Origin of the sequence: Dyadobacter sp. (assembly GCF_051859145.1) — a bacterium.
Classification (GTDB): Bacteria; Bacteroidota; Bacteroidia; order Cytophagales; family Spirosomataceae; genus Dyadobacter.
Genome location: NZ_JBHYGF010000317.1, coordinates 1 through 5,037, shown reverse-complemented (window position 1 = coordinate 5,037; position 5,037 = coordinate 1). Strand labels below are relative to the sequence as shown.

Here is a 5,037-nt window from a genome sequence, read left to right as displayed (position 1 = left end):
CCTCGTCATACGAAGCAAACCTGCGGATCCAGTCGATCAGGCGCAGGTTGCTAACGGTCCATAACAGTTGTTTCAAAGAGCCGTAAACATCCGTTTTCACGATCACCTCCGTCAGCGCATTGATTACGATATCTTCCACATCCTTCTGAAGAGGAAGATTTTTCCTTTTCAAACTGGGGATAATCTGAGTGTAACAAATGTGTAACAGGCATGTATAAGCCTTATCCAGCTTTTTTAGAAAGGCCTCTAATAATTCCGCATCCGTTTTGTATTCCGGACAAGGCCGCTTTTCTGTGGTCATGAATAGAAGAAGGTTTAGTAACCAAAATATATCGAACAATCGTCACAGTTTTCATTTTCACAGCCGGACTTTTTTGAACCGGCGGTGTAGTGAAAAGAAGGGACTATATATCTGATTAATAAACCTGTGCGACTGGAAAGTAAAGTGCTTTTGAAAAAAAACCACATTTTTTTCGAATTGAAAATGAAAATCGATGGACTTCTGCGATGTATTCCTGAACGCAAAAACAACCATCCATTTCAAACTTTCAAAATCATGAAAACAACAACGCTATTCCAGCAAATTTTCAGCCTTCGCCTGGTACTTATTATGGGAGTTGCCCTCACATTCGGCGCCTGCAAAAACAACGAGCCGCAACCTGAGGAGCCATTCAGTGAAGCCATTCGCAACAATGTTCCCCAGGAAACCATTGACAAGATCCGGGAAATGGGCGTGGATGTAAATGAGGGCACCAGGCCGCCAGCCCTCGAAGGAATATACTGGCTCTCTCCGATGGTCATGACCCACACCGAAGTACCAAATGACTATTACAAAGTAGGGCACCGTTTCAATGATTACAAAGTGAGACTGTACGATCAGGACGCAAAGAAGCTCACTATCTCGCTGGACACAAAAAACTACACTTTTTCCGGCGATCTGCGCGGTGAAGCTATCGGGCAGGATGGCGCGTACATTGCTGGGAATGGTAACTTCTTCACCATTTTTATTATTACGGAGACAAAGCACACTTACAATAGCACCAGGGCGAGAATGCTGGAAGTCTATTCCGGAGAAATGACGGCGAATGGCATCAAAAACCTCGAAAACGCAATTGTCATGCTGGATGATTATGGCGACGAAAATGACGATCTGATCCCCGTCAACACCGGCCGGGCTTTCTACGACAGCGACGGCTTTTCTGAAACAGGTAACACATTCAGGCTGGCTTCCGAACATCATGCGAATGCCTCTGAAAATGCCACAGGTGACTCCCGCGAACAACTTTTTACGAAAAAATAGGGATAGGTTTGAGCGCTGTATCGCCCGGCACCTTAGCCGGGCTTTACGCATTTATTTCAGGGTAAAGATAAAGTCGCCTCCCTGGTGACCGGTGTTATCAATGCGGCTGTATTGCGGCTGGTGCGGCGTATTCTCACCCGAATTACTAATCACAGCCGTGTAAAAGGAGCTGAAAAATGTGAGGGCGGGCATGTATTTACTGTTGTTTTCGCGCAGCCTTTCCAGAAAGTATTTCATAAAAACGCTGTTATCAGGTACTTTTTCCAGGTTTCCGCTGGTAATGGCAATGCGGCTGGGCAGCTTGTAAATCTTTTTCTCTGCTGCATCATCAGTACCTTTTGTCGAAATGCTGCCTCCAAAACAAGCGTCGGTAACCAGCAGCGTATGCCGCGAGTTGATGCCGCGAATGTAATCCTTGACTGTGGAGTTCGAGATCCAGGTTGCCTGGTTCTGAGGTTCAGCATCCTTTAAAAGCCAGTAACCCTGACCAATCTTTTCATCCCATTCGCCATGACCGGAAAAGAAAATCAGCAGGTTATCCCGTTTGGTAAGATTTGCTTTCAGCCTTTCCAAAGCTTGCCCTAATTCGGCTACCGTCGGATCTTTCAGCGTGAACACATCGGCGGGACTAAATTTATAACGACTCAAAAGTACTTTGGAAAGCGCCTCGCCATCTTTATGCGGATTGTGGAGTGCCTGAATGCCGGGCTGATAATTCTGAACGGAGATAATGAGTGCGAAGTAACGGCCCTGCGCAATGTCATCAAAGTCGGCTTGGTCACCGGCGGATAGTGGCTCCTGCGCAGGTGATTTGAGCATCACACGAACCGAGGCGACGTTGCCCTGGTGGTCTGTTGCTCTGATTTCGACTGTTTTTTGGGAAAAGTTTGTGGGGAGAGTAAACACGGCGTTGTAAGTGCCGTCCATATCGGGCCTTACCGCCTTCTCGTCCATTATCACGCTCCTGACACCACTTTCGTCGGTAACCTTCACTTTGACGAAAACCCGGCTCAGCTTTACTTCGACTAGCGAGCGCGTTTGCGCCAGTTTCGGCTCTATGATGGTGATGTTCGGCGGAGTTTGGTCTTTTGCTGTGACGGGGGCGGCTGTTTCTGTTTTGGACAATTGAAAAATCCACTCGCGCGCGCCTCCCTTTTGGTTGGAAAGCACTTCAACGAGGCGATTTCCATTCGAAAAGCTTGACATCGTTCTTCCACTGGGGAAAGTTTTCGTTTCCAGCAATTCAAATCCCTGGCCCTCCGCACTGGAAACTTCATTACGGGCGGCAAGTGATTGCACCAGCCTGTCAAATTCGGCGGGTTCGTTGGTAATGAAGATCAGCGTTTCCGGTTTCTCGGCATTTAGGTGAATTTCTTCGGTCCATTTTTGATTGCCTGTTACTCCCTTGCCGAACCTGTTCCTGCGCCAGATATTAGACTTTTCCGGACTTTGCTGAAACAGGCGCGAACTGATTCTGGCCTCTCTTGAAACGCGGTCGCGGGCATCATGAATTTCAAACAACGCGCGCCAGCTGATCCCGTCAGACTGCTGTGCAAAGCCTGGGAAAGCAATGAAAAGAAGAAAGACAAACAACTTGTTCATAGAGGTTCCGATGGGGACACTATTTCAAAACTAAAAAATAAACAGGTAAAATGGGCGGTAAGCTTGGTGTTGTAATCAATACACTTTAATTTTTATCCACGAAACCCCGACCTCACTTAACTCCCTTATGCATCAAGCACTTTTACCACGCTTCGTCTTCGCGGTCACCGGATTTTTACTGATGCTGGTACTATCCGGATGTGCAAAAAAGAGTGCGGCATTGTCACAATCTTCCCTGGCGCTTAAAGTTGCACTGGAATCCCAGCAAAATGCGCTGGCGATGCTGGACAGGGTATCCCAAACGGCCAATAAAGCGGACTCCACGAAGCAGGTTAACCATAACACCAATGTCGACATCCAGAATTACCTGACCGGAAAGCGCAAAGAAATCCATGAAATCACGCAAAAGCTGGAAGCGGCTCAACAGGACCTGAAAGATTTCGGCGACAAAAAAAGCGATAGGAAAGAAGCAGAAATCCTGGCAAATGCCAGCCGCACTGTGTTCGAGTCGGCCGAGATCCTCCGGATTTTGGAGGAAAAGACAAAGGTTATCGTTGACTTTCTCGGAAGCGAAACCTTTTCCAAGTCAGAGATCGGCGCCTTGTTCAGGCCGGGCGAATACAGGCTTATCCGCGAACAGGTCAGGGAAGGCCAGCGGCTCTTTGGTCCCGTCGTTGAGAAGCTCTATATCTTTGCTAACAAATACAAGAATGCCTTTAACAGTTTGAAAGGTCAAATTATCGTCACCGGTTACTCCGATGCGACAGCCGTGGAAACCGGCTCAGCATTATACAAGGATCTTGCTTTCAAGCTTTTGCAATCCGAAAACCTGACAGAGCCCACCCAGCCTGACCTAAACCGCAAACTGTCCGAGCTACGCGCCGAGGCAGTTAAGCAATTGCTGGAACGCATTATTGCTGATCGTAAAAAGGAACATTCCAACCTGATTGACATTACTGTGCAAACCCTGGGAAGAGGCGAAGAACTCCCGCCCGGACTCACAGAAGAAGTCCTGAAAAACGACAAGCGGAGAAGGGTTGTCACCTTCTACTGGGTTGTACTTCCTAATATGTAATGCTGCTGCATTGCACACTATCCATTTCACGGCATTTCTGAAAACACCGGCGGGCATTTTACCTTATCGACCGCAATCCTATTAATAGCCGTATCTTAAACTTCCATTTTATGAAATTCATTTTTGCAGCCTTCCACAGGCTCCACTGCCGTGGACGCGTTTGCATTCGGCGTAAACTGATCGGTTAAGAGAGGATGATCATCAGGTTGATCACGACAACGAATATGCCTACCGGTATTACAATCAGTTTGTTGTCCAGCCTGAATTTTCTGATCGATACGTAACAGCCATAAATTACCCCCAGCATCATTCCCAGAAACGCCCACATCGTGACGGGAGAGATGCCGGGGGTTACAAACAGGAGCCTTTCAACAGGAAGAAATAACACAGAGCTGACCCTTGCCAGAAAATCACTTATGAGAATCAGAATAATTACCAGTATGGCAGCCGGCCAAAAATAAGACTTCTTCTTTTTCATATTTTCTCCAATTTTTTAACATATCTGAAAGAATAAACGGCTCCCGAAGTAAAGCCTGCCACAAGCAGAAAAAACAGGAATGGATAATCTCCGGTTACATATCCGTAGCCCGCCAGCCAGCCGTCGAAGTTCATTAATAAGCTCACCAGGTATCTGAAAAGACCAAAATACAAAGCTGTCGCGGCTGCATATTGCGCCACTTTGATGGTTACCGCTCGCTTAGGGAACACTACCCTGATCTGTACCGGAATGCTGATTGCGCCGTAGGAGGTGTTTACGGTTAAGTTCAGCATGTAAAGCCGGTCCTTGACAAGCTTCGAAGAATCGACAACTAACACGATCTCCCGCTCACTTTCGTGCGCATAGCTGTTGAATGCCAGTTCATTTTCGCTGATGGTAATACCCTCAATATCGGCATCAAGCCTCACCGCAGCTTTTACAAATCCGGAATTCTGAATGCGCAGCCGCACACCGGATTGTACCACGCTCCCACCCTCCACGTCGGGTAAAACGATCTGATTGACGTCTGCACTGAGCATGGGTACGGTAGCCGAAGCGTCTATGATCAGGATCAGCGTTTGT

General features: G+C 47.5%; 5 protein-coding genes. 2 read left to right on the top strand and 3 right to left on the bottom strand.

Annotation, left to right across the window (positions count from 1 at the left end):
- Positions 1-556 precede the first annotated feature (556 nt).
- Complete coding sequence (locus tag ACTIE6_RS17310; protein WP_439557834.1) at positions 557-1,300, top strand: hypothetical protein; 744 nt, start codon at positions 557-559, stop codon at positions 1,298-1,300.
- 51 nt (positions 1,301-1,351) lie between these two features.
- Here ACTIE6_RS17310 and ACTIE6_RS17305 read toward each other — a convergent pair whose 3' ends face one another.
- Positions 1,352-2,902 (bottom strand): caspase family protein, encoded by a 1,551-nt coding sequence (locus ACTIE6_RS17305; RefSeq protein ID WP_439557833.1) that lies wholly within the window; start codon positions 2,900-2,902, stop codon positions 1,352-1,354.
- Positions 2,903-3,029: 127 nt separating this feature from the next.
- Between ACTIE6_RS17305 and ACTIE6_RS17300 the strand changes: the two genes are divergently transcribed.
- Positions 3,030-3,977 (top strand): hypothetical protein, encoded by a 948-nt coding sequence (locus ACTIE6_RS17300; RefSeq protein WP_439557832.1) that lies wholly within the window; start codon positions 3,030-3,032, stop codon positions 3,975-3,977.
- Positions 3,978-4,161: 184 nt separating this feature from the next.
- On the opposite strand, the gene ACTIE6_RS17295 is transcribed toward ACTIE6_RS17300, so the two are convergent.
- Positions 4,162-4,455, bottom strand: coding sequence for a hypothetical protein (locus tag ACTIE6_RS17295; RefSeq protein ID WP_439557831.1), 294 nt, complete (start codon positions 4,453-4,455; stop codon positions 4,162-4,164).
- A partial coding sequence (locus ACTIE6_RS17290) for a hypothetical protein (protein ID WP_439557830.1) occupies positions 4,452-5,037 on the bottom strand: 586 nt, incomplete at its 5' end. The genes ACTIE6_RS17290 and ACTIE6_RS17295, both read right to left, overlap by 4 nt.

Excerpts from the sequence above, each read along its gene's own strand:
- ACTIE6_RS17310 (WP_439557834.1), top strand. The coding sequence starts at position 557 with ATGAAAACAACAACGCTATTCCAGCAAATTTTCAGCCTTCGCCTGGTA.
- ACTIE6_RS17305 (WP_439557833.1), bottom strand. The coding sequence starts at position 2,902 with ATGAACAAGTTGTTTGTCTTTCTTCTTTTCATTGCTTTCCCAGGCTTT.
- ACTIE6_RS17300 (WP_439557832.1), top strand. The coding sequence starts at position 3,030 with ATGCATCAAGCACTTTTACCACGCTTCGTCTTCGCGGTCACCGGATTT.
- ACTIE6_RS17295 (WP_439557831.1), bottom strand. The coding sequence starts at position 4,455 with ATGAAAAAGAAGAAGTCTTATTTTTGGCCGGCTGCCATACTGGTAATT.